1 protein-coding gene is annotated in these 318 nt (G+C 64.2%); it reads right to left on the bottom strand.

The window, feature by feature from the left end; translation table 11 throughout:
* On the bottom strand, positions 1-318 hold a 318-nt coding region (locus F1735_RS34615), incomplete at both ends, for an enoyl ACP reductase FabMG family protein (protein WP_445081583.1).

Here is a 318-nt window from a genome sequence, read left to right as displayed (position 1 = left end):
CAGCGTGTTGTCCATCGGCCAGGCGTCGAAGTTGCGGAAGCTGGCGCTGACCGGGTCGTTGTTGTAGGCCTCGATCTGGTCGATCAGGCTTTGCACGGAGACGCCATCGTTCAGCAGTTCCTGGCAGGCGGCCCATTGCTGCTCGGCCCAGGCGGCGCCGCCTTCGCGTTTCAGCGCGCTCAGAAGCGGGAACAGCGACAGTTCGACACCGGCAAAAATGTCGGACGAGTTGGTGCGGATTTCCGGGCAGTTGAAGACGGTGGCGCTGATCCCTTGCGCCCAGGCTGCCTGCGCGACGCTTTCGAGGCGCATCTTGGC

The sequence above is a fragment of the Massilia genomosp. 1 genome, assembly GCF_011682185.1.
Classification (GTDB): Bacteria; Pseudomonadota; Gammaproteobacteria; order Burkholderiales; family Burkholderiaceae_D; genus Telluria_A; species Telluria_A rubra.
Note: the sequence above shows the minus strand (reverse complement) of the source record. Positions and strands in the feature narration are given on the sequence as shown.